The 24,760-nt window shown below is 71.4% G+C and carries 27 protein-coding genes; 14 read left to right on the forward strand and 13 right to left on the reverse strand.

The window, feature by feature from the left end; translation table 11 throughout:
• Window positions 1-99 precede the first annotated feature (99 nt).
• Genes ABZ857_RS06755 through ABZ857_RS06785 form a run of 7 tightly spaced genes read left to right on the forward strand, consistent with a single transcriptional unit; the run spans window position 100 to window position 5,388 of the window.
• Window positions 100-402, forward strand: coding sequence for an urease subunit gamma (locus ABZ857_RS06755; RefSeq protein ID WP_357038642.1), 303 nt, complete (start codon window positions 100-102; stop codon window positions 400-402).
• Window positions 399-755 carry an urease subunit beta gene (locus tag ABZ857_RS06760; protein WP_357038644.1) on the forward strand — a complete coding sequence of 119 codons (357 nt, stop codon included), beginning with the start codon at window positions 399-401 and terminating at the stop codon, window positions 753-755. Before ABZ857_RS06755 ends, ABZ857_RS06760 begins: the two co-directional genes overlap by 4 nt.
• Window positions 748-2,466: an urease subunit alpha gene (locus tag ABZ857_RS06765; RefSeq protein ID WP_357038647.1), complete on the forward strand. Its 1,719-nt coding sequence runs from the start codon at window positions 748-750 to the stop codon at window positions 2,464-2,466. The genes ABZ857_RS06760 and ABZ857_RS06765 overlap by 8 nt, the downstream gene beginning before the upstream one ends.
• A gap of 14 nt (window positions 2,467-2,480) precedes the next feature.
• The gene (locus ABZ857_RS06770; RefSeq protein WP_357038650.1) at window positions 2,481-3,347 is read left to right on the forward strand and encodes an urease accessory UreF family protein; all 867 of its coding nucleotides are present in this window, start codon (window positions 2,481-2,483) and stop codon (window positions 3,345-3,347) included.
• A 43-nt stretch (window positions 3,348-3,390) separates the two neighbouring features.
• Window positions 3,391-4,116 (forward strand): urease accessory protein UreG, encoded by a 726-nt coding sequence (ureG, locus tag ABZ857_RS06775; RefSeq protein WP_357038653.1) that lies wholly within the window; start codon window positions 3,391-3,393, stop codon window positions 4,114-4,116.
• A gap of 5 nt (window positions 4,117-4,121) precedes the next feature.
• Window positions 4,122-4,895 carry an urease accessory protein UreD gene (locus tag ABZ857_RS06780; RefSeq protein WP_357038655.1) on the forward strand — a complete coding sequence of 258 codons (774 nt, stop codon included), beginning with the start codon at window positions 4,122-4,124 and terminating at the stop codon, window positions 4,893-4,895.
• Between the two features lie 10 nt (window positions 4,896-4,905).
• Window positions 4,906-5,388, forward strand: a complete 483-nt coding sequence (locus tag ABZ857_RS06785; RefSeq protein WP_357038658.1) for a hypothetical protein — start codon at window positions 4,906-4,908, stop codon at window positions 5,386-5,388.
• 6 nt (window positions 5,389-5,394) lie between these two features.
• Here the strand turns inward: ABZ857_RS06785 and era are convergent, their stop codons facing one another.
• From era to ABZ857_RS06820, 7 genes are all read right to left on the reverse strand, one after another.
• Window positions 5,395-6,306 (reverse strand): GTPase Era, encoded by a 912-nt coding sequence (gene era, locus ABZ857_RS06790; RefSeq protein ID WP_357038661.1) that lies wholly within the window; start codon window positions 6,304-6,306, stop codon window positions 5,395-5,397.
• A gap of 1 nt (window position 6,307) precedes the next feature.
• Complete coding sequence (locus ABZ857_RS06795) at window positions 6,308-6,643, reverse strand: cytidine deaminase (protein WP_357038663.1); 336 nt, start codon at window positions 6,641-6,643, stop codon at window positions 6,308-6,310.
• On the reverse strand, window positions 6,640-7,299 hold the full coding sequence (locus ABZ857_RS06800) for a hypothetical protein (RefSeq protein WP_357038666.1): 660 nt from the start codon (window positions 7,297-7,299) through the stop codon (window positions 6,640-6,642). The genes ABZ857_RS06795 and ABZ857_RS06800 overlap by 4 nt, the downstream gene beginning before the upstream one ends.
• Window positions 7,300-7,590: 291 nt before the next feature.
• Window positions 7,591-8,886 carry a hemolysin family protein gene (locus tag ABZ857_RS06805; protein WP_357038669.1) on the reverse strand — a complete coding sequence of 432 codons (1,296 nt, stop codon included), beginning with the start codon at window positions 8,884-8,886 and terminating at the stop codon, window positions 7,591-7,593.
• A complete protein-coding gene (gene ybeY / locus ABZ857_RS06810) occupies window positions 8,883-9,356 on the reverse strand; it encodes an rRNA maturation RNase YbeY (RefSeq protein ID WP_079312172.1) in 474 nt (157 codons plus the stop codon). The genes ABZ857_RS06805 and ybeY overlap by 4 nt, the downstream gene beginning before the upstream one ends.
• Before the next feature lie 28 nt (window positions 9,357-9,384).
• A complete protein-coding gene (locus tag ABZ857_RS06815; protein WP_357038672.1) occupies window positions 9,385-10,407 on the reverse strand; it encodes a PhoH family protein in 1,023 nt (340 codons plus the stop codon).
• A gap of 53 nt (window positions 10,408-10,460) precedes the next feature.
• Window positions 10,461-10,805: a histidine triad nucleotide-binding protein gene (locus tag ABZ857_RS06820; protein ID WP_310738876.1), complete on the reverse strand. Its 345-nt coding sequence runs from the start codon at window positions 10,803-10,805 to the stop codon at window positions 10,461-10,463.
• A gap of 245 nt (window positions 10,806-11,050) precedes the next feature.
• Here ABZ857_RS06820 and ABZ857_RS06825 point away from each other — a divergent pair, with 245 nt between their 5' ends.
• The 3 genes from ABZ857_RS06825 to ABZ857_RS06835 all read left to right on the forward strand — a co-directional run bounded on the left by ABZ857_RS06825 (window position 11,051) and on the right by ABZ857_RS06835 (window position 13,547).
• Window positions 11,051-11,530, forward strand: coding sequence for a SigE family RNA polymerase sigma factor (locus ABZ857_RS06825; protein WP_169945498.1), 480 nt, complete (start codon window positions 11,051-11,053; stop codon window positions 11,528-11,530).
• A complete protein-coding gene (locus ABZ857_RS06830) occupies window positions 11,527-12,195 on the forward strand; it encodes a hypothetical protein (RefSeq protein WP_357038675.1) in 669 nt (222 codons plus the stop codon). Before ABZ857_RS06825 ends, ABZ857_RS06830 begins: the two co-directional genes overlap by 4 nt.
• A 152-nt stretch (window positions 12,196-12,347) precedes the next feature.
• Complete coding sequence (locus ABZ857_RS06835) at window positions 12,348-13,547, forward strand: lipase (RefSeq protein ID WP_357038678.1); 1,200 nt, start codon at window positions 12,348-12,350, stop codon at window positions 13,545-13,547.
• Window positions 13,548-13,550: 3 nt separating this feature from the next.
• Here the strand turns inward: ABZ857_RS06835 and ABZ857_RS06840 are convergent, their stop codons facing one another.
• Genes ABZ857_RS06840 through hrcA form a run of 3 tightly spaced genes read right to left on the reverse strand, consistent with a single transcriptional unit; the run spans window position 13,551 to window position 16,445 of the window.
• Window positions 13,551-14,285 carry a 16S rRNA (uracil(1498)-N(3))-methyltransferase gene (locus ABZ857_RS06840; RefSeq protein ID WP_357038681.1) on the reverse strand — a complete coding sequence of 245 codons (735 nt, stop codon included), beginning with the start codon at window positions 14,283-14,285 and terminating at the stop codon, window positions 13,551-13,553.
• 9 nt (window positions 14,286-14,294) lie between these two features.
• Window positions 14,295-15,431, reverse strand: a complete 1,137-nt coding sequence (gene dnaJ, locus ABZ857_RS06845; RefSeq protein ID WP_357038684.1) for a molecular chaperone DnaJ — start codon at window positions 15,429-15,431, stop codon at window positions 14,295-14,297.
• Window positions 15,432-16,445 carry a heat-inducible transcriptional repressor HrcA gene (gene hrcA / locus ABZ857_RS06850; RefSeq protein ID WP_357038687.1) on the reverse strand — a complete coding sequence of 338 codons (1,014 nt, stop codon included), beginning with the start codon at window positions 16,443-16,445 and terminating at the stop codon, window positions 15,432-15,434. It lies immediately after the preceding gene.
• A 196-nt stretch (window positions 16,446-16,641) separates the two neighbouring features.
• Between hrcA and ABZ857_RS06855 the strand changes: the two genes are divergently transcribed.
• Complete coding sequence (locus ABZ857_RS06855) at window positions 16,642-17,289, forward strand: hypothetical protein (protein ID WP_357038690.1); 648 nt, start codon at window positions 16,642-16,644, stop codon at window positions 17,287-17,289.
• Window positions 17,290-17,307: 18 nt separating this feature from the next.
• Window positions 17,308-18,108 carry a DUF3097 domain-containing protein gene (locus tag ABZ857_RS06860; protein ID WP_357038693.1) on the forward strand — a complete coding sequence of 267 codons (801 nt, stop codon included), beginning with the start codon at window positions 17,308-17,310 and terminating at the stop codon, window positions 18,106-18,108.
• Here ABZ857_RS06860 and hemW read toward each other — a convergent pair.
• Window positions 18,105-19,325 carry a radical SAM family heme chaperone HemW gene (gene hemW / locus ABZ857_RS06865; protein ID WP_357038696.1) on the reverse strand — a complete coding sequence of 407 codons (1,221 nt, stop codon included), beginning with the start codon at window positions 19,323-19,325 and terminating at the stop codon, window positions 18,105-18,107. The genes ABZ857_RS06860 and hemW overlap by 4 nt on opposite strands.
• 118 nt (window positions 19,326-19,443) lie before the next feature.
• On the opposite strand from hemW, the gene ABZ857_RS06870 reads away from it, so the two are divergent.
• Entirely contained in the window at window positions 19,444-20,700 is a 1,257-nt protein-coding gene (locus ABZ857_RS06870; RefSeq protein ID WP_357038699.1) for a glycoside hydrolase family 18 protein, read from the forward strand.
• Here the strand turns inward: ABZ857_RS06870 and ABZ857_RS06875 are convergent.
• Window positions 20,669-21,895, reverse strand: a complete 1,227-nt coding sequence (locus ABZ857_RS06875; RefSeq protein ID WP_357038702.1) for a glycosyltransferase 87 family protein — start codon at window positions 21,893-21,895, stop codon at window positions 20,669-20,671. The two genes, ABZ857_RS06870 and ABZ857_RS06875, sit on opposite strands and share 32 nt — an antisense overlap.
• A 255-nt stretch (window positions 21,896-22,150) precedes the next feature.
• Between ABZ857_RS06875 and ABZ857_RS06880 the strand changes: the two genes are divergently transcribed.
• Complete coding sequence (locus ABZ857_RS06880) at window positions 22,151-22,450, forward strand: MFS transporter (RefSeq protein WP_357038704.1); 300 nt, start codon at window positions 22,151-22,153, stop codon at window positions 22,448-22,450.
• A 395-nt stretch (window positions 22,451-22,845) separates the two neighbouring features.
• On the opposite strand, the gene lepA is transcribed toward ABZ857_RS06880, so the two are convergent.
• Complete coding sequence (lepA, locus tag ABZ857_RS06885) at window positions 22,846-24,669, reverse strand: translation elongation factor 4 (RefSeq protein ID WP_357038707.1); 1,824 nt, start codon at window positions 24,667-24,669, stop codon at window positions 22,846-22,848.
• Between the last annotated feature and the right edge of the window lie 91 nt (window positions 24,670-24,760).

The raw sequence follows: 24,760 nt of genomic DNA on the forward strand, positions 1-24,760 counted from the left end.
GCGGTTAACAACTCATTAGCGAAGGCTCACCGCCGTCCGGATACGCATACGAAATGACCGGGTAACGCGGGGGAAACGCCGGGTACTTATCGTCCCGCCATGCGGCTCACTCCACACGAACAGGAACGGCTCCTCATCCACGTCGCCGCGGGGGTGGCCCGCGAGCGCAAGGAGCGCGGCCTTCGCCTCAACCATCCGGAGGCGACGGCCCTCATCGCGTCCTTCCTCCTGGAAGGCGCCCGCGACGGCCGCAGCGTCGCCGACCTGATGGACGCCGGCCGCAAGGTCCTTCGGCGCGAGGACGTCATGGAGGGCGTGCCCGAGATGCTGGAGTCCGTCCAGATCGAGGCCACCTTCCCCGACGGCACCAAGCTCGTCACCGTCCACACCCCGATCGCATGAGCGAGCGAAGCGAGCGAACCGGTGAGCACGGCATCCCGGGCGAGATCCTCTGCGGCGAGGGCGACGTGCCGCTGAACCCCGGCAGGGAGCGGATCACCCTGAGAGTCGTCAACACGGCCGACCGGCCGGTGCAGGTCGGGTCGCACTACCACTTCGCCGCCGCCAACCCGGGCCTGGAGTTCGACCGGGAGGCGGCCTGGGGCACCCGCCTCGACATCCCGGCGGGCACCGCGGTCAGGTTCGAGCCCGGGGTGGAGCGCGACGTCACGCTGGTCCCGATCGCGGGCCACCGCGTCGTACCGGGCCTTCGTCCCGAGTGGGCCGGGCCGCTCGACGGGAGGGCCGATGTCTAGCGTCGAACGCTCCCGCTACGCCGCGCTGTACGGCCCGACCACCGGCGACCGGGTGCGCCTGGCCGACACCGACCTGTACGTCGAGGTGACCGACGACCTGTCGATGGGGCCCGCGGGGGCGGGCGACGAGGCCGTGTTCGGCGGCGGCAAGGTCATCCGCGAGTCGATGGGGCAGGCGCGCACCACGAGGGCCGAGGGCGCGGCCGACCTGGTCATCACCGGCGCGGTCATCCTCGACCACTGGGGCGTGGTCAAGGCCGACATCGGCGTCCGCGACGGCCGGATCGCCGCCATCGGCAAGGCCGGCAACCCCGACACGATGGACGGCGTCCACCCGGACCTCGTCATCGGACCGTCCACCGAGATCCTCGCGGCCAACGGCAAGATCGTCACCGCGGGCGCGGTCGACTCCCACGTCCACCTGATCTGCCCGCAGATCCTCGACGAGGCGCTCGCCTCGGGTATCACCACGGTCGTCGGCGGCGGCACCGGACCCGCCGAGGGCACGAAGGCCACCACCGTCACCGGCACCTGGTATCTCGGCCGGATGCTGGAGTCGCTGGACACCTATCCGGTCAACGTGGCCCTGCTCGGCAAGGGCAACACGGTCAGCGAGGAGGGCCTGCTCGAACAGCTCAGGGCCGGGGCGTCGGGCTTCAAGCTGCACGAGGACTGGGGCACGACCCCCGCCGCCATCGACGCCTGCCTTCGGGTGTGCGACGCCACCGGCGTGCAGGTCGCCATCCACACCGACACGCTGAACGAGGCGGGGTTCGTGGAGTCGACGCTGCGGGCCGTCGCGGGCCGGGCGATCCACGCCTACCACACCGAGGGAGCGGGAGGCGGCCACGCCCCGGACATCATCACGGTCGTCTCCCACGCCAACGTGCTGCCGTCCTCCACCAACCCGACCCGGCCGCACACCGTCAACACCCACCACGAGCACCTGGACATGCTCATGGTGTGCCACCACCTCAACCCCGCCATCCCGGAGGACCTGGCGTTCGCCGAGTCGCGGATCAGGCCGACGACGATGGCGGCCGAGGACGTCCTGCACGACGTGGGCGCGATCTCGATGATCGGCTCGGACTCCCAGGCGATGGGCCGGGTCGGCGAGACGATCATTCGCACCTGGCAGACGGCGCACGTGATGAAGCGGCGCCGCGGCGCGCTGGCGGGCGACGGCCCGGCCGACAACCTCCGCGCCCGCCGGTACGTCGCCAAGTACACGATCAACCCCGCGATCGCCCACGGCCTGGACGCGGAGATCGGCTCGGTGGAGCCAGGCAAGCTCGCCGACCTCGTGCTGTGGAGCCCGGCCTTCTTCGGGGTCAAGCCGGACCTCGTCGTCAAGGGCGGCGTCATCGCGTACGCGCAGATGGGCGACGCGAACGCGTCGATCCCGACGCCGCAGCCCGTGCTCCCCCGGCCGATGTTCGGCGCGGCCCCGGCCACCGCCGCCGCGACCTCGCTGCACTTCGTCGCGCCGCTCGCGCTTGAGGACGGTCTGGCGGACCGCCTGGCCGTCGGCAGGCGGCTGGTCCCGGTGGCCGACGTCCGCGCCCGGCGCAAGGACGCGATGCCGCTCAACGACGCCCTGCCGGACATCCGGGTGGATCCCGACACCTTCGCCGTGCACGTGGACGGCGAGCTGATCGAGCCCGCCCCGGCCGAGTCGCTGCCGATGGCGCAGCGCTACTTCCTCTTCTGACGGTGCACGTGGGCATGGAAGGGGACGCGGCCCTGCTGCTGCTGGCCGACTCCCGGCTGCCTGCGGGCGGGCACGCCCATTCGGGCGGCGTGGAGGAGGCCGTACGGCGGGGCGCGGTGACCGGCGCGGGCGACCTGGCGCGGTTCCTGCGCGGCAGGCTCGCCACCGCCGGCCTCGTCACCGCCGCCCTCGCCGCCGCCGCGTGCGAGCTGGCCGCCTCCGAAGCCGTCAGCTGGGGACGCACCGGCTCCGGAACCGCCGCGGACGGCCGCCGCGGCACCGGCCAGGAACCCGGCGCCACCCCTGACGCGGCGGCACGGTACGTCTGGAGGCCGCCCGGAGCTGACGGCGCCGACGGCGCCGGGCTGTGGCGGCGGCTTGACGCCGAGGCCGACGCCCGGACCGCCTCTCCCGCGCAGCGGGAGGCCGCCAGGACCCAGGGGCGGCTCCTGCTGCGCACGGCGCGCCGGATGTGGCCCTCGGCCGCCCTGGACACGCTCGCGCGGGCCGTGCCGGAGGGCCCGCACCACCCCGTCGCGTTCGGTGCGGCGGCGGCCTCGGCGGGCTGCGCGCCCCGCCAGGCCGCGCTGGCCGCCGCCTACACCTCGGTCACCGGCCCGGCCACGGCCGCGGTGCGGCTCCTCGGCCTCGACCCGGTCACCGTCCACCGCCTGCTCGCCGGCCTCGTCCCCGCGCTCGAGGGCGCGGCCCGCGCCGCCTGCGCGTCGCTCGACGACGCGATTCCGCCGGACGAAACGCCGGACGAGTGCGGGGCGGGACAGCACCTGGGATGGCACGCGCTGCCGGGGCACAGCGCGCCCGCGCTCGACCTCCTGGCGGAGGGACACCTGACCAACCCGATGAAGCTTTTCGTCTCCTGACGTCCCCGCACCGGCCACCGCTGAAGAAAGAGCAGGTACCCACATGGGCGCTCACCACGACGACCTCCACGACGCGGCCGAGCCACACGGGCGGGCACTCCGCCTCGGCATCGGCGGGCCGGTCGGCAGCGGCAAGACCGCCCTGGTGGCGGCGCTGTGCCGCACTCTCGGGCCGTCCCTGCGGCTCGGGGTCGTGACCAACGACATCTACACCACCGAGGACGCCGACTTCCTGCGCCGCGCCGGGGTCATCGACCCCGAGCGGATCCTCGCCGTGCAGACCGGCTGCTGCCCGCACACCGCCATCCGCGACGACATCGCCGCCAACCTGGACGCCGTCGAGACGCTGGAGGAGCGGTTCGGGCCGCTCGACCTCGTGATCGTCGAGAGCGGCGGCGACAACCTCACCGCCACGTTCAGCCGCGGCCTGGCCGACCGGCAGATCTTCGTGCTCGACGTGTCGGGCGGCGACAAGGTGCCCCGCAAGGGCGGGCCGGGGGTGACCTCCGCCGACCTGCTCGTGGTCAACAAGACCGACCTCGCGCCGATGGTCGGCGCCGACCTGACCGTGATGTCCCGCGACGCGGCGGCCGTACGGGACGGCAAGCCGGTGCTGTTCACGTCGATCAGGGAGGACAGGGGCGCTCAGACCGTCGCGGACTGGGTGGTGAACATGGTCGGCGCCTGGCGGCACGAGCACGGCGAACCGCACCGCCACGCCGCCCGCGGCGCCGTCCAGAGCGCCGTCCAGCAGGCCCCGGCGTCCTGACCGTCATGACGGCCGTCACCGCGCGTGCGCTGATCAGGACGGAGGCCGCGAGCGGAGGCCGGACCCGGCTGGAGACGCTCCGGTCCGACCCGCCGCTGACGCTGCGGCAGACCGGCCCGCGGCGGGTCCATCTGGTCTCGACGGGCGCCGGCCCGCTGCGCGGCGACCACCTCGAACTCGGCGTGGACGTCGCCCCCGGCACGTCGCTCGAGGTCCGCTCGGTGGCCGCCACGCTGGTGCTGCCCGGTCTCGCGGACACCCCCTCGGTCATGGTCGTGCGGGCGCGGGTCGGCGCGGGCGCCACCCTGCACTTCTCCCCCGAACCGACCGTCCTCGCCGCCGGATGCGCCCACCGACTCCTCGTACGGCTCTCGCTCGCCGAGGACGCCACGGTCTTCTGGCGGGAGGAGATCGTCTTCGGGCGGCACGGCGAACGGCCGGGACGCGGCCACGCGCGGTTCGACGCGACCGTGGACGGACGGCCGCTGCTCCGCCAGGACCTCCTCGTGGGCGAGGAGGCGGTGGACGGCGGCCCGGCCGTCTACGGGGACGCCCGGTGCGTCGGCTCGACCCTCCTCGCGGGACCCGCCTGGGCGCCGCCCGCCGGGCCGGACGCCAGGCACGAGCGGCGCGCCGTGCTGGGAGACGGCTGGGCGGCGCTGCCGCTGGCCGGCCCCGGCGTGCAGGTCTGCGCGCTCGGCACGGACGCGGTCCAGCTCAGGGAGCGGCTACGGCACGGCGAAGCCGCGGGGGCTGAAACCGGCCGCCGCGCGCCGTAGCCTGGTGATCGTGTCGGAACCCACGCAGCATCCCGGCGGACCGAGGCGAGGCACCAGCGTGGCCGGCGTCCTGCGGGCCGCCGGCGTGTTCGTCGCGGGGTTCGCGCTGGCCGTGACCGCGCTGCTCCCGTGGGCGGGCCTCACCGCCGAGTTCGGCATCCTCGACGCGTCGCTCACGCACGCGGTGCGCGGCGTGGACGCGGGCCCCGGCTGGTTCGTGCTGGGCGCGGGGATCACGGCGATGCTGCTCGGCGTGCTCGGCGCGGCGCGAAGCTGGCTGTTCACCGGGCTGGCGATCCTGCCCGGCGCGGTGGCCGCCTTCGCGCTGGCCATGTTCCTCGCCGACCCGCGCGACCTCGTGGGCCGGCTCGACTTCCAGGTCTCCGGGCTGCTGCGGGTGCACCCGACGATCCAGTACGGCTGGTTCGCCGGCCTGCTGGCCTCGGTCGCGCTGGCCGTCCTGGCCGCCGCCGCGCTGCTGCGCCGCCGGTGACGGCCGTCAGTCGTAGAAGCCGAGACGCCGCAGCTGCTTGGGGTCGCGCTGCCACTCCTTGGCGACCTTGACCCGCAGGTCGAGGTAGACCCGGGTGCCGAGCAGCGCCTCGATCTGCTGCCGGGCGCGGGTGCCCACGTCCTTGAGCCTCGTGCCGCCCGGGCCGATCACGATCGCCTTCTGCGAGGGCCGCTCGACGAACATGTGGGCGTACACGTCGAGGAGGTCGTCGCGGCCCTCCCGGGGGTGCATCTCCTCCACGACCACCGCGATCGAGTGGGGCAGCTCGTCGCGCACGCCCTCCAGCGCGGCCTCCCGGATCAGCTCGGCGACCAGCACCTGCTCCGGCTCGTCGGTCAGCTCCCCGCCGGCGTACAGCGGGGGCGACTCCGGCAGCCGCTTGACGAGCACGTCGGCGAGGACGTCGAGCTGCTCGCCGCCCTGCGCGGACACCGGGACGATCTCGGCGAACTCGGCCAGCGCGGACACCGCGAGAAGCTGGTGCGCGACCTGCTCGCGGGTGGCCAGGTCGCACTTGGTGACGACCGCCACCACCGGGGTCTTCTTGACGGCCGCGAGCTTGTCGACGATGAACCGGTCACCCTTGCCGATCGGCTCGTTCGCCGGGACGCAGAACCCGATGACGTCGACCTCGGTGAGCGTGGACAGCACCAGGCTGTCCAGCCGCTCCCCCAGGAGCGTGCGGGGACGGTGGAATCCGGGGGTGTCCACGATCACCAGCTGGGCGTCCGGCCGGTGGACGATGCCGCGGATGGCCCGCCGCGTGGTCTGCGGCTTGGACGAGGTGATCGCCACCTTGGTGCCGACCAGGGCGTTCATCAGGGTGGACTTGCCGACGTTGGGCCTGCCGACGAAGCAGGCGAAGCCCGCACGGAAACCGCTGGGTTCGGCGTCCACGTCAGATGTACCGGCCCTTCAGCGAACCGTCCGGGCCGGCCAGGAACAGCGTGCCGTTGCCCATGTCCTCGATGACGGCCAGGTCCTGCTCCGCCGGGTCGTCGGCCTCGGTGACGACCGCCGCCGCCTCGAGGGACTTCGCCCCGCTGGACACGGCCATGGCCACGGCCGCCTGGAGGGCCGAGAGCCGGAGCGAGGGCAGCGCCACCGTGGTCGCGGCGTACGTCCGGCCGGTCTCGTCGCGCACCGCGGCGCCCTCGGGGGTGCCGCCGCGCGCCCGCGCCGACCTGGCCAGCGTGATGATCTTGTTGTCCTCGGGGTCCAGCGTCTGTGTCACGCGTCAAGCGTACCGACCTCGCGGACGAGCAGCCGTGTCAGTTCGGCCGTACGGGCCGGATCGGGCGGGGTCAGGCCCGCGTGCACGAGCGCGATCAGCGTGTGGCCCGAGCGGGCGACGACCATGTGCATGCGGTAGGGGTAGCCGCCGACCCGCCCGGACAGGGCCCGGCCCGCCGCGCCGGCCCCGCCGATGCCGGGCAGCGGCGTCCGCGCGGCCGCCAGGCGGTCGTACGGCGTGCCGCCGTCGGCCGTCGCGCAGTGGGAGAGGGCGTCGCGGAGCACGGCGAGATGCCCGGCCGCCTCGCCGCCGTCGTAGACGGCGACGCCGACACCGGCAAGCTCGCCCGCGTGTACGCCCTGGTAGGTGGCGGCGGTCGTGCCGCTGAGCCCCTCGCGCGGGGGCCTGCCCGCGGCCGCGTCGAACAGCAGGCGGCACGCGCGGGTGCGGGGACGGAACGGCGGGCGCCAGGGCGCCCGCGCGTGGCTGAAGAACCCGTCGGGAAGGCCGTCCATCCGGCCGAGCACCGTCCGCGGACGGCTCGCGTCTCCCGCCGTGCCGGGGGCCCGGACGGCGGGGTGCGTGACCCCGCCCGTGCCGCAGGCGCCGGTGGCCAGGACCAGGCAGCCCGTGACGGCCGCGTGGACGATGCGCATACCCGCCTCCCCGCTTTGCCGGAGGTTTCCTTCCCCGTACCGCGAGCGGGTAATCACATTGCGTAATCAATACGGGCTCTCATCAATACGGGGCTCCCACCCTGAACCGGGTGAGAGCCCCGCACCGATTACGGATCCCCCATGGGAGGCTCCGGTGCGCCGCGAACCCCCTCCCGGCGCGCCGGACTCCCCAACGAGGCGCCCCGAACCCCTTCTGAGCGCCTGGGACAACAGTGGCCGGGCGCGCTTGCAGCTCGCTTGAAGGACGCTTGCAGGCCCGAAGGCGCCGCGTCACTCGTGGTCGGCGCCGGCGGCCACGACCTCGTCGCCCGTCGCGGGCTCCTCCCGGCGCACGACGACCGTGCTGATCCGGTTGCGGCGTCCCGCCAGGTTCTCGGCCGTCAGGCGCAGGCCGCCGACCACCGCCTCCGAGCCCGCGATCGGCACCCGGCCCAGGGCGTGCGCCAGCAGGCCGCCGACCGTGTCGACGTCATCGACCTCGATCTCCGTGTCGAACAGCTCGCCGAGCTCGTCGACCGGGAGCCGCGCGGTCACCCGCACCGCCCCGTCGTCCAGCCACTCGACCCGCGGGGCCTCCTGGTCGTACTCGTCGGCGATCTCACCGACGATCTCCTCGATGACGTCCTCGATGGTGACGAGGCCGGCGGTGCCGCCGTACTCGTCGATGACGATGGCGAGGTGGATCTGCCGCGCCTGCATCTCACGCAGCAGCTCGTCGATCGGCTTGCTCTCCGGCACGTACGTCGCGGGGCGCATGAGCTCGTCCACCCGCGTGCCGCCGTCGCCGGTGTCCTGGATGCGGCGGACGATGTCCTTGAGATAGGCGATGCCCACCACGTCGTCCTCGTTCTCCCCCACCACGGGGATGCGGGAGAAGCCGCTGCGCAGGGCCAGCGAGAGCACCTGGTTCAGCGTCTTGCCGCGCTCGATGAAGACCATGTCGGTGCGCGGCACCATCACCTCGCGCACCAGCGTGTCGCCGAGCTCGAAGACCGAGTGGATCATCTCTCGCTCGTCGGGCTCGATGACCCGGCGCTGCTCGGCCAGGTCGACGAGGTCGCGCAGCTCGGCCTCGGAGGTGAACGGGCCCTCGCGGAAGCCCTTGCCCGGGGTGAGCGCGTTGCCCAGCAGGATCAGCAGCTCGGGCAGCGGGCCGAAGATCCGGGTCAGGCCGTACACGATGGGCGCGCTCGCCAGCGCCACCGGCTCGGCGTGCTGGCGGCCGAGCGTACGCGGCATGACCCCGACGATGACGTAGCTCACCAGGATCATCACCACGGCCGCCAGGGCGTACGCCTGCCCGCGGTCGCCGAGCCAGTCGATGAACAGCAGCGTCGTGATCACCGTGGCGACGAGCTCACAGCTCAGGCGCAGCAGGAGCACCAGGTTGAGGTAGCGCGGCGGGTCGGCGACGATCGCCTGCAGCCGCACCGCGCCGCGCCGCGCCTCCTTGACGAACTCCTCCGCGCGCACCCTGGAAATGCGGGTCAGCGCCGTCTCCGCACTCGCCAGCAGGCCGCCGGCCACGATCAGGAAGACGGCGGACAGCAGCCAGCCGTTGCTCACGGCTTACGCCGCACCTCCCGCCAGGCGCCGAGCAGTTCGTCCTGCAGCCCGAACATCTCGGCGTGCTCCTCGGGCTCGGCGTGGTCGTAGCCGAGCAGGTGCAGGATGCCGTGCGTGCACAGCAGCTCCAGCTCGTCCTGCGCGCTGTGCCCGGCCTCGGCGGCCTGCTTGGCCGCCACCTGGGGGCACAGCACCACGTCGCCGAGCAGCGCCGGATCGGGGGACGCGTCCTCGTCCCGGCCGCCGACGTTGGGCCGCAGCTCGTCCATGGGGAAGGCCAGCACGTCGGTCGGGCCCGGCTCCCCCATCCACTGCTCGTGCAGCTCGGCCATCGCCGCCTCGTCGATCACCAGGATCGACAGCTCGGCCAGCGGGTTGATCCCCATCCGGCCGAGGACGTGCCCGGCCAGCTCGACCAGCGCCGACTCGTCGACCTCGACGCCGGACTCGTTGGCCACCTCGATGCTCACGGGGTCTCCTCACCCGTCATGGTCGTGCTCACCGCCGGTTGTTCCGCGGCCGCTTGTTGATCGCGCGCGGCTCGGAGGCCATCGCGGCGTCGTAACGGCCGTAGGCGTCGACGATGTCGCTCACCAGCTTGTGCCGTACGACGTCGGCGCTGGTCAGCCTGCTGAAATGGATGTCCTCGATGCCCTCGAGGATGTGCTGGACGACCTTCAGGCCGCTGTCCTGGCCGCCGGGCAGGTCGATCTGGGTCACGTCGCCGGTGACCACGATCTTGGAGTTGAACCCGAGCCTGGTCAGGAACATCTTCATCTGCTCGGGCGAGGTGTTCTGCGCCTCGTCCAGGATGATGAAGGCGTCGTTGAGCGTCCGTCCGCGCATGTAGGCGAGCGGCGCGACCTCGATCGTCCCGGCCGACATCAGGCGGGGGATCGAGTCGGGGTCGAGCATGTCGTGCAGCGCGTCGTACAGCGGCCGCAGGTACGGGTCGATCTTCTCGTAGAGCGTGCCGGGCAGGAAGCCGAGCCGCTCCCCCGCCTCGACGGCGGGGCGGGTGAGGATGATCCGGTTGACCCGCTTGTTCTGCAGGGCCTTCACGGCCTTCGCCATCGCCAGGTACGTCTTGCCGGTGCCGGCGGGGCCGATGCCGAAGACGATGGTGTGCCTGTCGATCGCGTCGACGTACCTCTTCTGGTTGACCGTCTTCGGGCGGATGGTGCGGCCCCGCGCGGACAGGATGTCCAGGGACAGGACCTCGGCCGGACGGTCGGTGGCCTGCCGCAGCATGTGGATGCTGCGCTCGACGGCGTCGGGGGACAACTCGGCACCCGAGCCGACCAGCTCCACCAGCTCCTCGAAGAGGCGCACGACGACGCCGCTCTCCTCGGGACTGCCGGTGATCGTGATCTCGTTGCCCCGCACGTGGATGTCGGCGCCGAAGGCGCCTTCGATGACCCGCAGCAGCTCGTCACCCGACCCGAGGAGGCTGACCATCGGCTGCCCCTCGGGGATGACTACCTTGGCCTGGGTCTTGTGGATGTGCTGTGACTCGGACATGGGCGGCCCTTGCGGCCCTGATCGCCTCCCTAGTTCCCTTTCATGCTAGCCGCTCAGCCGGGGGGCCAGGTGAGGCCTCGGCCGCCGAGCACGTGCGCGTGGACGTGGAAGACCGTCTGCCCGGCCCCCGGCCCGGTGTTGAACACGATCCGGTAACCGGTCTCGGCCACGCCCTCCTGTACGGCCACCGCGTGGCAGGCCTTGAGCAGGTCGTCGGCCAGGCCGTCGTCGGCCGCGGCCAGCACGGCGGCGTTCTCGTGATGGGCCTTGGGCACGACGAGGACGTGTGTGGGGGCCTGCGGGTTGATGTCGCGGAAGGCCAGCGCCCGCCCGGCCTCCAGGACGATGTCCGCCGGGACCTCCTTGGCCACGATCTTGCAGAAGAGGCAGTCGCTCACGCGCGAAAGCCTAGCCGTTGGCGGTAGTTGATGACTGCAATGATCCCCCCGGCTAGGGTGAGTGTGCGAGACTGCACCCAGAAAACCCCCCTAGTGTCGGGCGAGGACACCGCTGGGCCATGCCCCCTCATGATTCGGAAGAACGTAAACCCCCCGGGGATGACGAGCGTCTTATCGATGTGACCACCGAGACCCTCGTGGCCGACAGGTCGTTGGGGACGGTGCCCGTCGGATGGGACGCCGACATGGCCGTGACAGCGCTCTACAGCGCTCACTATCGGTCACTGGTGCGTCTCGCCGTGCTGCTGGTGCGTGACGTGGCCAGCGCGGAAGAGGTCGTTCAGGACGCGTTCGTCGCCATCCACGGCGCCTGGCGCAGGCTGAGGGACACCGACAAGGCACTGGCCTACCTGCGTCAATCGGTCGTGAACCGATCGCGTTCCGTGCTTCGGCACCGCGCGGTCGTCGAGAAGTACGCGCCGAAGGGGCTGCCGGACGCGCCGAGCGCGGAGAACGGCGCGATCGGTGAACTGGAGCGCTCGGCCGTCATCGAGGCGCTCCGCGGCTTACCCACCCGCCAGCGCGAGGCGCTGGTGCTGCGATACTACGGCGACCTGTCGGAGGCCGAGATCGCACACGCGATGGGGATCAGCAAGGGCGCGGTGAAGAGTCACACGGCCCGCGGCATGGCCGCACTACGGATGGCACTGGAGCAGTTCTCATGACCTTCCCGCCCGACGACGAGTACGGCGAGTTGCTCCGCCGTGCCCTGCGCGCGGAGGCGGACTCGGTCGTGCCGTCTCCCGATGGACTCGAGATCATCCGCAGGCGCATCGACCAGCGCGGCCTGCGCGGCGTGCGGAACATGCTGTGGTGGCGGGTCGGAGCGGCCGCCGCAGGGGCCGTGCTCGTGGCGGGCGCGGTCGTGATGGCCGTCCCCGGCCTGCGCGACCAGGTGGCACAGTCCACGGGCATCGACACGGCCAGCGACGAGCGTGAGGACAGGAGGGACACCTCGACGGTGACCCGGCCGCCCAACCTGGCGCCCTCACGGCCGGTCGTGATCGTGCCCGTCACCCCCAGCCCGTCCCGCGCACGGCCCACCCCGTCCCCGACGCACAGCACGAGCACGAGCGCCAGGCCGTCGCCGTCGCCGTCCGATCCCTGCGTCACGCCCACCTCCCAGCCGGGCGTGATCGAGCCCGACGCGGCCCTCCCGCCGACGTGCTCGCCGACGTCGGTGACGCAGCCGCCCGTGGTGACGCCCTCGGTCTCGCACCGCCCCTCGACGGCTCCGCCCACGACGTCCGCGCCCGCGGTCACCCCGAGCCCGACGCCCACGGAGACCGCCACGCCCAACTCGGCGACCGAGACGCCCGCCGCCCCCTGACCCGGCCCGCCGGTCATCCTGGAGTATGACGGGCGGTCGCCCGATCACCGAGGGTCGCACCGCGAGATCGTCACGCGGCCGGAGGGCGTCGCGCCTCCTCCTTGGAATCCTGATCACGCAACTGACAGCGATCAGGATGAAAGAGGCGAGACATGCCTGAAATGTGGCGGAGGCGAGCGGGCGCGCTCGGCGCGGCCCTGGCCCTCACGATGGTGGCCGCCGTCCCGGCGGCGTCCGCGGCGCCGGTGGCTGTGACGACGGCGCCGGGCGTTTCGACGGTCGCCGGGATCCGGCTCTCCCTACCCGCCCCGTCGGGGCCGCTGCCGGTCGGCACGGTCTCCCTGCGCCTGGTGGACCGGTCACGTCCCGACCCATGGGTGAAGGGACGGGCGTACCGGGAGGTGATGGTGAGCGTCTGGTATCCCGCCACCCGCGCGCCGGGACATCCGGTGTCCCCGCACCTGCCGCCACTGGTCGCCGCCGACTTCGACGCCACCTTGGCGCCCGACTTCCTCGGCGTACGGCCCGGCCAGGTGAACTGGGCGGCGACCCGCACGCACGCCCGCCTGGACGCGCCCGTGCGGCGCAGGTCCGGCGGCTACCCGGTGGTGCTCTACTCCCCCGGCTACATGGTGCCGCGCTCGCTGGGCACGCTCGCCGCGGAGGACCTGGCCTCGCGTGGCTACGTGGTCGTCACCGTGGACCACACCTACGAGGCGGCGGCCGTCGAGTTCCCCGGCGGGCGGCTGGAGCGGACCAGGGTGCGGGCGGACGACATGGACGACGCGATGAAGGCCCTCGACGTCAAGGTGGCGGACCTGCGGTTCGTCCTCGACGTGATCACCGCGCGACGGGCCGGGCTGCCCTCCCGGCTGGTCAAGGCGCTGGACACCACCCGCGTGGCGGCCATGGGCTTCTCCATGGGCGGCGCGGCGGTGGCGCGGCTGATGTACGCCGACCACCGGGTGAAGGCGGGCGTGAACCTCGACGGCTCGCTCTTCGGCGAGGTGACCGAGCGCGGCCTCGACGCCCCGTTCCTGCAACTGGCCGCCGACGAGCACGACGACCCTTCCTGGGTGACGTTCAGGAAGCATCGCCGGGGCTGGAAGCACGACCTGCGGCTCGCCGGAGCGAAGCACTACTCCTTCACCGACATGCAGGCGCTGGTCCCGCGGATCTCGGACCGCCTGGGCACGCCGTCCGAGATCGTCGGAACCGTCGACCCGGTCCGCTCGGTCGCGGCCCAGCGCGCCTACGTGGCCGCGTTCCTCGACCTGCAGTTGAAGGGCCGCACGACCCGCCTGTTCGACGGGCCGAGCCCCGCGTTCCCGGAGATGAGCTTCCTCGGCTAGTCCTCACCAGCGGCCGCAGCGGGACAGCAGGACGGCCGCCGCGGCCACGCCCGCCGTGGAGGTGCGCAGCACCGTCGGCCCCAGCAGGGCCGGCGTGGCTCCCGCGGCCCGCAACGCGGCGATCTCCTCCTCGGTGACGCCGCCCTCCGGGCCGACGACCATCACGATGTCGCCCGGCTCCTCCGGCAGGGGCAGGCGGCTCAGCGGCTCGGCGGCCTCCTCGTGCAGCACGACCGCGAACGCCGCCGCGGAGACGAGCGAGCGGACCCCGGCGGTCGTGGCCTGCTCGGTCACCTCCGGCAGGTGGAAGCGCCGGGCCTGCTTGGCCGCCTCGCGGGCCGTGCCGCGCCAGCGGGCCAGGGCCTTGGCCGCCCGGTCGCCCTTCCACTGGGTAACGCAGCGGGCGGCCGCCCACGGGACGATCACGTCGACCCCGGCCTCGGTCATCATCTCGACCGCGAGCTCACCCCGGTCGCCCTTGGGCAGGCCCTGGACGACCACCAGCCTCGGCCGGGGCGGCGGGACCTCGAACCGGCGCAGCACCTCGGCGGTCAGCGAGTCCTTGCCGGCCGCCGTGACCGTGCACTCGGCCACCCGCCCCGCGCCGTCCGTCAGGTCGATCCGCTCCCCCGGGCGCAGGCGGCGTACGGCGGCGGCGTGCCGCCCCTCCGGCCCGTCGAGGACGATCGTGCCCGCCGCCTGGCCTGCCGCGTCCGACAGGAACACGGGAACACTCATCAGATCAGCTCAGCGGCCGTTGAAGGCGTCCCGCAGGCGGGAGAAGAAGCCCTGCTGGCCCGGGGAGAACTTGCCGGGCGGCCGCTCCTCCCCGCGCAGCTTCGCCAGCTCGCGCAGCAGTTCCTCCTGCTGCGGCTCGAGCTTGGTCGGCGTCTCGACGTTCACGTGGATCAGCAGGTCGCCCCTGCCGGTCTCGTTGAGCCGCTGGACGCCCTTGCCGTACAGGGGGATGACCTGGCCGGCCTGGGTGCCCGGCCGCACGTCGATCTCCTCGGCGCCGTCGAGCGTCTCGATCGTGATCGAGGTGCCGAGCGCGGCGGCGGTCATCGGGATGTGGACCGTGCAGTGCAGGTCGTCGCCGCGCCGCTCGAAGATCTGGTGCGGCCGCTCGACGATCTCCAGGAACAGGTCTCCGGCGGGGCCGCCGCCGGGGCCGACCTCGCCCTCGCCGGCGAGCTGGATGTGCGTGCCGTCCTCGACGCCCGCCGGGATCCTGACCTTGATCGTGCGCCGGGTCCTGACCCGTCCCTCGCCCGAGCACTCCATGCAGGGGTGCCGGATGACGCTGCCGTACCCGCCGCACTGGGGGCAGGGGCGGGAGGTCATGACCTGGCCCAGGAACGAGCGGGTCACCTGCGAGACCTCGCCGCGCCCGTGGCACATGTCACAGGTGTCGGGGTGGGTGCCGGCCGCCGCTCCGGAGCCCTGGCAGACGTCGCAGACGACGGCGGTGTCGACCACGATCTCCCTGGTCGTGCCGAAGGCCGCCTCCGCCAGGTCGAGCTCGACCCGGATGGTGGCATTGCGGCCCCGGCGAGCGCGAGAGCGGGGCCCCCGCGCGGCGCCCGCCGACCCGAAGAAGGCGTCCATGATGTCGCTGAACGGGAAGCCCGCCCCGAAGCCGGCGCCCCCGGCACCCGCGCCGGCGCCGGCGAACGGGTCGGCGCCCATGTCGTACATGCGGCGCTTGCCCGCGTCGGACAGCACCTCGTACGCCTGGTTGATCTCCTTGAACCGCTCCTGGGTCTCCGGATCGGGGTTGACGTCCGGGTGCAGCTCACGGGCGAGACGGCGATACGCCTTCTTGATCTCTTCCTGGCTGGCGTCGCGCCGTACGCCAAGGGTCGCGTAGTAGTCGTTGGACACTTATGACCCCGCCAGGATCTGGCCGACGTAACGCGCCACCGCGCGCACCGCACCCATCGTCACCGGATAGTCCATTCGTGTCGGGCCCAGCACTCCGAGCCGGGCCAGTTCCTTGTCGCCCGAACCGTATCCGGCGGCCACGATAGAGGTGCCGCGCAGCCCGCTGTAGGGGTTCTCGGATCCGATGCGGACGGTCAGTTCGGACAGCCCGCGGGTCTCCCCCAGCAGGCGGATGAGGACGACCTGCTCCTCCAGCGCCTCCAGCACGTCCCGCAGGCCGATGCTGAAGTCGGCGGCGGCGAGGTTCGCCGTACCGCCAAAGACGATCTTCTCCTCGTGCCGCTCGACGAGTGTCTCGAGCAGCACCGACAGGATCGTGGCCGCCGCCGGCCTGTCCTCGGGAGGCAGGCGGTCGGGAACGTCGGCCACGGTCTCGGGCACCTGGGACAGGCCGCAGCCGTCCAGGCACGCGTTGAGCACGGCGCGCAGGTTCGCGATCCGGTCGTCGGCGATGGCCTCCGGCAGGTCGACGACCCGCTGCTCGACCCGTCCCGTGTTGGTGATCAGCACCAGCATGACCCGGCGCTCCGCGAGCGGGACGATCTCCACATGGCGCACCGACGACCTGGTGAGCGAGGGGTACTGGACCACCGCGACCTGCCGGGTGAGCTGCGCGAGCAGCCGCACCGTGCGCATGACGATCTCGTCGAGGTCCACGGCCCCGGCGAGGAAGGTCTCGATGGCCCTGCGCTCCGCGCCCGACAGCGGCTTGATCTGCGACAGCCGGTCGACGAACAGGCGGTATCCCTTGTCCGTCGGCACCCTGCCGGCACTGGTGTGCGGCTGGGTGATGTATCCCTGCTCCTCCAGCGCCGCCATGTCGTTGCGGATCGTCGCCGGGGAGACGCCGAGGTTGTGCCTGTCCGCCAGGGCCTTGGACCCCACCGGCTCGTTGGTGGACACGTAGTCCTCGACGATGGCGCGCAGGACGGCGAGCTTGCGGTCGTCGAGCAATGTGTCACCTCCCTGTGCCTGGAAACACCGACTCTGGCACTCTGTGTTCCCGAGTGCCAAGTGTACGGCTACCACCCCACGTGGTGCGATAACGCAGGGGGTACCAAGACAGCGCAGGGGGTACCAAGACAGCGCAGGGCACCAGGACAAGCGAGCTGCAAATCGACCACAAGCCGCATGGTCGACCCTTGGTTCCATGCACGAGAACCAGATCCCCGATGTGACCATGAGGGTGCCCCGCCCCATGCCCCCGGCCGACGCGACCTTGCGGATGCCGCACCCCTTTCCCCCGCCGTACGGCGGATCCCGGCCGATCCGGCCCCGCCTGCTGTGGATCTTCCTCTCCTGGGTGCTCTTCGTCGTCCTGCTGGTGGCGGGCGTCGGCGGGTTCGCCGGCGGCCTGTTCTCCACGCTCGGCGACGCCGCGCCCACGACGACCTTCTCCGGCGGGCAGTCGGTGAACGTCGCGCTCGACCCCGCGGACACGCCGGCGATCTACGCGGCCGTCGACCAGCCCACCGACGTCCGCTGCCAGCTCGGCGACGGCTCCGACCCGCGGGTGCGGCTGACCCGGCCTGCCGTCCCCCAGTCCGTCACGCTGAACGGCACGACCTGGGAATTGCTGTTCGAGGCCGGCGTCCCGGCGGCGGGCACCTACCAGCTCGCCTGTGAGGGCGACGGGGTGCGGTTCGGCGTCGGCAAGCAGCTCGTCGGCGGGGTCGGCATGCTGGTGGGCGGCGCGATCGCGCTGCTGGCGCTGCCCACGGTCGGCTTCCTGGCCGCGGTGATCGTGACGATCGTCGTGCTCGCGCGCCGCTCCGCGGCCCGGCGCCGCCTGGCGTGATTTGCTAGCGTTCCCCGCATGTACGGGCGGGACGTGCTTTCCGGAGACTGGCGGCGGCCACGGCGGGGGCAGATCCCCGAGATCCCGGCCGAGCCCGACCTCGTGGTCGAGGACGCCGAGGGCCGCTTCTGCGGCGCGGTGGTGGCCTGCGACAAGGAGGCCGTGACGCTGGAGGACCGGTTCGGCCGGCGGCGGGTGTTCCCACTGACGCCCGCCGGATTCCTCCTCGAAGGCGAACCGGTGACGCTGGTGCGTCCCCAGGCCGGCCCGAAGGGGCCGCTGCGGAGCGCCTCGGGATCGATCGCGGTCGAGGGCCTGCGCGCGCAGGTCGCCAGGGAGAGCCGCATCTACGTGGAGGGCGTCCACGACGCCTCGCTGGTCGAGAAGATCTGGGGGCACGACCTGCGGGTGGAGGGCGTCGTCGTCGAGTACCTGGAGGGCGTGGACGACCTCCCGGCCATCGTCGAGGAGTTCGGCCCCGAGCCGGGCAGGCGGCTCGGCGTGCTCGTGGACCACCTGGTGCCCGGCTCGAAGGAGAGCCGCATCGCCGCCCGGGTGTCCGGGGACGACGTGCTCGTCGTCGGGCATCCGTTCGTCGACATCTGGCAGGCGGTCAAGCCCCGCGCGCTCGGCATCCCCGCCTGGCCGGACGTGCCGCGCGGCGTGCCCTGGAAGGAGGGCGTGATCGCCGCCCTCGGCTGGCGGATGGACCCCCAGGAGGCGTGGCGGCACATCCTGGGCCGGGTCACGACCTACGCCGACCTGGAGCCCGAACTGCTCGGCCGCGTGGAAGAACTGATCGACTTCGTGACGGCCTAAGGCGTGAGGTCCCGGACCACGGCGTCGGCGAGCAGCCTGCCGCGCAGCGTGAGCACGGCCCGGCCCGCCTTGAACGCCTCCACCTCCAGCAGTCCGTCCGCCAAGGCCCGCGCACACGCCGTACGCGCCTCGGGGGCGAGGCCGGCGAGCGGGAAGCCCGAGGCGAGGCGCAGCTCCAGCATGACCCGTTCGACGGCCCTGTCCTCCACCGGCAGCACCTCCCGGGCGTGCGCGGGCGAGGCCCCGGCCGCCAGGCGGGCGGCGTACGCCGCGGGGTGCTTGACGTTCCACCAGCGGGTGCCGCCCACATGGCTGTGCGCACCGGGGCCTGCCCCCCACCAGTCGCCGCCGGTCCAGTACAGCAGGTTGTGGCGGCAGCGGGCCTCGTCGCCCGCGGCCCAGTTGGAGATCTCGTACCAGCGCAGTCCGGCGGCGGTCAGCATCTCCTCGGCGATCAGGTAGCGATCGGCCGCCACGTCGTCGTCCGGCATCGGCAGCTCGCCGCGGCGGATCCGGGCGGCGAGCCGGGTGCCGTCCTCGACGATCAGGGAGTACGCCGAGACGTGGTCGGGCCCGGCGGCCAGCGCGGCCTCCAGGGAGGCCCGCCAGTCGTCCTCGCTCTCCCCCGGCGTGCCGTAGATCAGGTCCAGGTTGACGTGCTCGAACCCGGCCGCGCGGGCCTCCAGTACGGCCTCGGCGGGCCGGCCGGGGGTGTGCCGCCGGTCGAGCACGGCGAGGACGTGCTCGCCCGCGCTCTGCATGCCGAAGCTCACGCGGGTGAACCCGCCCGCCCGCAGCTCCTTCAGGTAGGCCGGGTCCACGGACTCGGGGTTGGCCTCGGTCGTCACCTCGGCGTCGGGCCGCAGGCCGAACTCCTCGCCGATGGCGTCGAGAATCCGTACGAGGTCGGCGGCGGGCAGCAGGGTCGGCGTGCCGCCGCCGAAGAAGACGGTCTCCACGGGCGGGGCCGCGTCTCCGAGCACGCGCCGGGCCAGCCGTATCTCCTCGACCGCGGTGGCGGCGTAGTCCCGCTGCGCGGCGCCGGGCCCCAGCTCGGCGGCCGTGTAGGTGTTGAAGTCGCAGTAGCCGCAGCGCGTCGCGCAGAACGGCACGTGCACGTAGAAACCGAACGGACGGGAGCCGAGCCCGTCGAGGGCCCCGGACGGCAGCTCGCCGCTCGTGGGGACGGGATCGCCGTCGGGAAGCACTGAAGGCACGCTCTCCAGTCTGCCGCCACTCGCACCCTGCCATTGACGCCCTGATCACCGCGGTCTACGATCGCGGCAATTTACAGGAAACTTTCCTAAAAAATGCGCTCGGGAGGCCGGCGTGCTCATGAGAAGGACCCTCGCCGTGGCGGTCGCCGCCACCCTGACGGCCGGCTTGGTGCCGTCCGCCGCCCAGGCGAGTGCGGGCGAGGAGCGGTACAAGCGGGTCGCCTACTTCATCCAGTGGGGAATCTACGGGCGGAACTTCCACGTGAAGGACGTGGACGCCAGCGGCGCCGCCGCGAAGCTGACCCACCTCAACTACGCCTTCGGGTTCGTCGGCCCCGAGGGCACCTGCTACTCCGCCGACCCCTGGGCCGACTGGCAGCGCCCCGTGCCCGCCGAGCAGAGCGTCGACGGCGCCGCCGACACCGACGACCAGCCGCTCAAGGGCAACCTCAACCAGCTCAAGAAACTCAAGGCCCGCCACCCCGGCCTCAAGGTCCTCATCTCCCTCGGCGGCTGGACCGGCTCCAAGTACTTCTCCGACGCCGTCCTCACCTCCGAATCCCGGGCCAAGCTCGCCGCCTCCTGCGTCGACCTGTGGCTCAAGGGCGACCTGCCCGGCCTGCCCCCCGGCGCCGCCGCCGGCGTGTTCGACGGCATCGACCTCGACTGGGAATGGCCCGGCTCCGCCGGCAACGACGGCAACGTCATCCGCCCCGAGGACAAGCAGAACCTCACCCTGTTCCTCGCCGAACTGCGCCGCCAGATGAAGGCGTACGACCGGCACGACGAGCTCACCGCCTTCCTCCCCGCCGCCGCCGCGAAGATCGACGCCGGATTCGAGGTCCGCAAGGTCTTCGACCAGCTCGACTTCGCCACCGTCCAGGGCTACGACCTGCACGGCCCCTGGGAGAACCGCACCGGCCACCAGGCCAACCTGCTCACCGACCGCCGCGACCCCAACGACGTCAAGTTCAGCGTCGACCAGACCGTACGCGACTACACCGGACGCGGCGCGCCCAAGCGGAAGATCGTCATCGGCGTCCCCGCCTACGGCCAGGGCTGGACCGGCGTCACCTCCGGCGGCGACGGCCGCTACGCCACGGCCGCCGGCCCCGCCCCCGGCACCTGGGCCCCCGGCAGCGACGACTACAAGAACCTCGTCAACAAGCCCGGCAAGCGCTACCGCGACCTGCTCACCGGCACCCAGTGGCTCTACGACGGCAACGAGTTCTGGTCCTACGACGACCCCGCCGTCATGCTCCAGAAGGCCGCCTACATCCGCCTCAAGGGCCTCGGCGGCTCCATGCTCTGGTCCATCGACCAGGACGACGCCAAAGCCTCCCTCACGTCGGCCCTCTACTCCGTTCTGCGCTGACCGGCGTCTCGGGGAGGGGGCCGCCGCGACTCCCTCCCTCGGCGTCGCCTGACCCGCGCCTTCTTTGCCGCCAATCGCTCCGGCCAAAATAAACCGCAAGCGCCAGCAATGTCGACAATCCGCTGAGCACATAACTTCCCGTCAGCAACATCAGCCACATTCCGGCGTGGGATGGATATATTAGAAGTGTCGCCAGGGCGATATATCCAGGCAGTAGAAAGATGAACCACAAGAGCCCCACGCCCACCTTCTCGAGCGTAGCGTCTACGCGCTGAGCGCGCCGCGCCCAGAGCACCATAAGCGGTATGCACCAGACCCAGTGGTGCGGCCAAGAAACGGGCGAGACAAGCAGCCCCACGATGGCGCAGACGGTGATTCCGGCGAGCTCGCCCGCCTTCTTCGCGGTCCATGCGGCGACCAGGAGTCCACCCATGCCGACCACCGCGCACAGGGCGAGCCAGAGAGGCACGGCAGGCCAAGAGCCGGGCATGAACATAAGCACGCCCCGAAGCGATTGATTGAAGAAGTCCGCGTCCTGCCCGGCGACCACCCGTTGCGTGTCGAAAAATGCGCCACCCCAGTAATCATGCGAATCGGCGGGCAGCAGCAGAAATCCGAGGATTACCGTGCCGAGAAAGCCAAGTCCAGCCATCAGGGCGGCCCGGAAACGACGCGTGACAAGAAGATAGGGGATGAATATCAGTGGGGTGAGCTTGATACCGGCGGCAATGCCCGTTCCCATGCCGCGCCACTTTTCTTTGCCGTGCGTCAGATCCACAACTATCACCAGTAGCAGAATAATACCTATTTGCCCATTCCACAGCGTTAGCGTTACTGGGTACAAGGGAAGTGCCGCGATAACAACCAGCAACGTGTGAGCCGCCCGGCGACTACGGCGCTTTACCGCAGTACGGCCGACGAGAATCCATATCACCACCTCAAGGGCGAGTATGGAGATCAGCACCCAGAGGGCGACGGCAATCTCCCTTCCAACCAAGGCGAGAGGCGTGAACAGCATTGCCGCGAAGGGTGAATAGGTAAACTTCAGCCGCCTTTCACCTATGATCAAGTCATAGACAGAGTTATGCCGCAGTACCGCCGCTCCGCCCTCCCGGTAAACCTCCAGATCAATCCAGCCCTCCGCATAGACCGAGTTGAAGACGAAGGCTGTCAGCGCGCCACTCAACGCGATCAATACTCCACATGCTATTTGGAAGGAGCCGCCACCTCTCTTGCCCGAACGAATTCGCGGACCGGCTGACACTGAAGAAGGCATGGCAACTCCCGACTTAGCTGCAGTGCACGCTAGCCACGCCCGCTTGTCGAAAGCTTGTCCTGCCCTGCTTGTGCCGGCCGTTCCGGATCGAGTTCGTTTCAGCCTGGAATTGCCGGTCCGGGCTCTGGTGTGATCCGTCGAGCGTAGGCCGACCGGTCGATCCTGTTCCTGGCGTTGCCCCGGATCAACCAGGCCCTCACGCCGACCGCCGGCCTGTGGATATTGGACGTCTACGGCTTCGCCGTCGGCTCCCTGCTGGTCACGTTCGGCAACATCGGCGACCGGCACGGCCGGCCGAGGTTGCTTTTGGTCGGCGCGACGGCCTTCGGCATCGGATCCACGGCGGCGGCGTTCGCGCCGAACCCCGAGCTTCTGATCGTCGCCGGTGGGCTGATGGGAGTAGCGGGCGCGACTCTCCTGCCATCGGCTCTGGCCGTGTTGAGCGAACTGTTCAGCGACCCACGGCGCTGCTGACATGCTTCGCCCGCAGGCAGCGGGTCCTGCGGCATCCGTTGATCGAGTTCCCGCTCTTCCTCGGCCGCGTCTTCACGGTCGCGATCACCACCGGCTTGTTGCCGCCGGCCAGGTACGCGGTCGTGGCAGACCCTCGTAAAGGCCTCGCCTGTTGACCGCTGTGCTGTACGGCCCGTGTACGGGCCAATGGCGGGTGCCATCGTGCGCCGCAGCCAATGGCGGGTGCCATCGTGCGCCGCAGCTTGTCCGCGTGCGCTTCACCCAGCCGCCTCGTCCAGCAAGTTGCGGAACACCACGCACGGGATGCGGGGGCGGTGACCTCCAGGACGCCAAACGTTAACGGATGGTCACGTTTCTCCGCGATTCTAATAAGTTATGGTCAAACGAGACGGCGCCTACTTCTTGTTCTTGTCCGGGGCCTCGGACGAGAGGGCGGCGACGAAGGCCTCCTGGGGGACCTCCACCCGGCCGACCATCTTCATCCGCTTCTTGCCTTCCTTCTGCTTCTCCAGCAGCTTGCGCTTACGGCTGATGTCACCGCCGTAGCACTTGGCGAGGACGTCCTTGCGTATGGCGCGGATGTTCTCCCGCGCGATGACGCGGGCGCCGATCGCGGCCTGGATGGGCACCTCGAACTGCTGCCGCGGGATGAGCTCCTTGAGCTTCTTGGCCATCTCCACCCCGTAGGCGTACGCCTTCTCGCGGTGGACGATCGCGCTGAACGCGTCCACGGTCTCGCCCTGCAGCAGGATGTCCACCTTGACCAGGTCGGCCTCCTGCTCGCCGGACGGCTCGTAGTCGAGCGAGGCGTACCCGCGGGTCTTCGACTTGAGCTGGTCGAAGAAGTCGAAGATGATCTCGCCGAGCGGGAGCGTGTAGCGGATCTCGACCCGGTCCTCCGACAGGTAGTCCATGCCCTGGAGCTGCCCGCGGCGGCCCTGGCACAGCTCCATGATCGCGCCGATGAACTCGGCCGGCGCGAGCACCGTGGCCTTCACCACCGGCTCGAAGATCTGGCCGATCTTCCCGGCCGGGAACTCCGAGGGGTTCGTGACGACGTGCTCCCTGCCGTCCTCCATGATCACCCGGTAGATGACGTTGGGCGAGGTCGAGATCAGCGACAGGTTGAACTCGCGCTCCAGCCGCTCACGGACGATCTCCATGTGCAGCAGGCCGAGGAAGCCGCAGCGGAAGCCGAAGCCGAGCGCCGCCGACGTCTCCGGCTCGTACACGAGCGCGGCGTCGTTCAGCCGCAGCTTGTCGAGGGCCTCGCGCAGCTCGGGATAGTCGTCGCCGTCGATCGGATAGAGCCCGGAGTAGACCATCGGCTTGGGATGCTCGTAGCCGCCGAGGGCCTCCGCGGCGGGCTTGGCCGCGTTGGTGACCGTGTCGCCGACGCGTGACTGGCGCACGTCCTTCACACCGGTGATCAGGTAGCCCACCTCGCCGACGCCGAGCCCCTTGTCGGACGGCATGGGCTCGGGCGAGATGACGCCGATCTCCAGCAGCTCGTGCTGCGCGCCGGTGGACATCATCAGCACGCGCTCGCGCTTGGACAGGTGGCCGTCGACCACCCTGACGTACGTCACGACGCCCCGGTAGGTGTCGTACACCGAGTCGAAGATCAGCGCCCGCGCGGGGACGTCGGCGTTCCCGACCGGCGCCGGGACGTTCTCCACGACGTGGTCGAGCAGCTCCTTGACCCCCACGCCGGTCTTGCCGGACACGCGCAGGACGTCCGCGGGGTCGCAGCCGATCAGGCCCGCGATCTCCTCGGCGTACTTGTCCGGCTGCGCGGCGGGCAGGTCGATCTTGTTGAGCACCGGGATGATGTGGAGGTCGGCGTTCATGGCCAGGTAGAGGTTGGCCAGCGTCTGGGCCTCGATGCCCTGCGCCGCGTCGACCAGCAGGATCGCGCCCTCGCACGCCTCCAGCGACCGGGACACCTCGTAGGTGAAGTCCACGTGACCCGGCGTGTCGATCATGTTGAGGACATGGCCGTTCCACGGGAGCCGCACGGCCTGCGACTTGATGGTGATGCCCCGCTCCCGCTCGATGTCCATGCGGTCGAGGTACTGCGCGCGCATCGACCTGTCGTCCACCACGCCGGTCAGCTGCAGCATGCGGTCGGCGAGGGTCGACTTGCCATGGTCGATGTGCGCGATGATGCAGAAGTTGCGGATCAACGCGGGGTCGGTCTGGCCAGGCTGAGTGCGCACCGAGGTCCGTTTCGACAAGATGATTGACTGCTGATCGGGTGGGCCGTCCGCCTCGTCTCGCGCTCGGCGGGCCCTCCCGAGGCTGGCGGAC

The sequence above is a fragment of the Microbispora sp. NPDC046933 genome (assembly GCF_040644635.1).
Taxonomy (GTDB): Bacteria; Actinomycetota; Actinomycetes; order Streptosporangiales; family Streptosporangiaceae; genus Microbispora.

Bases quoted from the DNA above. Each gene is read 5' to 3' on its own strand.
- ABZ857_RS06835 (WP_357038678.1), top strand. From the start codon at position 12,348: ATGCCTGAAATGTGGCGGAGGCGAGCGGGCGCGCTCGGCGCGGCCCTG.
- ABZ857_RS06860 (WP_357038693.1), top strand. From the start codon at position 17,308: ATGTACGGGCGGGACGTGCTTTCCGGAGACTGGCGGCGGCCACGGCGG.
- ABZ857_RS06840 (WP_357038681.1), bottom strand. From the start codon at position 14,285: ATGAGTGTTCCCGTGTTCCTGTCGGACGCGGCAGGCCAGGCGGCGGGC.
- ABZ857_RS06800 (WP_357038666.1), bottom strand. From the start codon at position 7,299: ATGCGCATCGTCCACGCGGCCGTCACGGGCTGCCTGGTCCTGGCCACC.
- ABZ857_RS06825 (WP_169945498.1), top strand. From the start codon at position 11,051: ATGGCCGTGACAGCGCTCTACAGCGCTCACTATCGGTCACTGGTGCGT.
- ABZ857_RS06830 (WP_357038675.1), top strand. From the start codon at position 11,527: ATGACCTTCCCGCCCGACGACGAGTACGGCGAGTTGCTCCGCCGTGCC.
- ABZ857_RS06770 (WP_357038650.1), top strand. From the start codon at position 2,481: ATGGAAGGGGACGCGGCCCTGCTGCTGCTGGCCGACTCCCGGCTGCCT.
- ABZ857_RS06815 (WP_357038672.1), bottom strand. From the start codon at position 10,407: ATGTCCGAGTCACAGCACATCCACAAGACCCAGGCCAAGGTAGTCATC.
- ABZ857_RS06760 (WP_357038644.1), top strand. From the start codon at position 399: ATGAGCGAGCGAAGCGAGCGAACCGGTGAGCACGGCATCCCGGGCGAG.
- ABZ857_RS06870 (WP_357038699.1), top strand. From the start codon at position 19,444: ATGAGAAGGACCCTCGCCGTGGCGGTCGCCGCCACCCTGACGGCCGGC.
- ABZ857_RS06765 (WP_357038647.1), top strand. From the start codon at position 748: ATGTCTAGCGTCGAACGCTCCCGCTACGCCGCGCTGTACGGCCCGACC.
- ABZ857_RS06780 (WP_357038655.1), top strand. From the start codon at position 4,122: ATGACGGCCGTCACCGCGCGTGCGCTGATCAGGACGGAGGCCGCGAGC.
- ABZ857_RS06755 (WP_357038642.1), top strand. From the start codon at position 100: ATGCGGCTCACTCCACACGAACAGGAACGGCTCCTCATCCACGTCGCC.
- ureG (WP_357038653.1), top strand. From the start codon at position 3,391: ATGGGCGCTCACCACGACGACCTCCACGACGCGGCCGAGCCACACGGG.
- ABZ857_RS06855 (WP_357038690.1), top strand. From the start codon at position 16,642: ATGCACGAGAACCAGATCCCCGATGTGACCATGAGGGTGCCCCGCCCC.